The organism is Pseudomonas sp. P129, assembly GCF_020312195.1.
Taxonomy (GTDB): Bacteria; Pseudomonadota; Gammaproteobacteria; order Pseudomonadales; family Pseudomonadaceae; genus Aquipseudomonas; species Aquipseudomonas fragariae.
In genome coordinates this window covers 1-476 of record NZ_JAGPYS010000041.1, presented here as the reverse complement: position 1 = coordinate 476, position 476 = coordinate 1, and the positions used below count along the sequence as shown (strand labels likewise).

Here is a 476-nt window from a genome sequence, read left to right as displayed (position 1 = left end):
GTTCCGCTAATCTCAATACAACTTAAGGGCTGGTCCCCGTTCGCTCGCCACTACTAAGGGAATCTCGGTTGATTTCTTTTCCTCAGGGTACTTAGATGTTTCAGTTCCCCTGGTTCGCCTCTTGCACCTATGTATTCAGTACAAGATAACCATCTTATGATGGCTGGGTTCCCCCATTCAGATATCTCCGGATCACAGTCTGTTTGCCGACTCCCCGAAGCTTTTCGCAGGCTACCACGTCTTTCATCGCCTCTGACTGCCAAGGCATCCACCGTATGCGCTTCTTCACTTGACCATATAACCCCAAGCAATCTGGTTATACTGTGAAGACGACATTCGCCGAAAGTTTGCATTTCACAAACTTTACCTTAGCCCGGACACACACCAGTGAAAGAGGTGCCCGGTCTATATTTCTTTCTATCACATACCCAAATTTTTAAAGAACGATCTAATCAAAGACTAGAAATCAACATTCA

The 476-nt window shown here is 45.8% G+C and carries 1 rRNA gene; it reads right to left on the bottom strand.

The features are described 5' to 3' along the window. Window positions 1–295 (bottom strand): 23S ribosomal RNA (locus tag KBY02_RS26045); the annotation flags it as partial. Window positions 296–476: the final 181 nt, after the last annotated feature.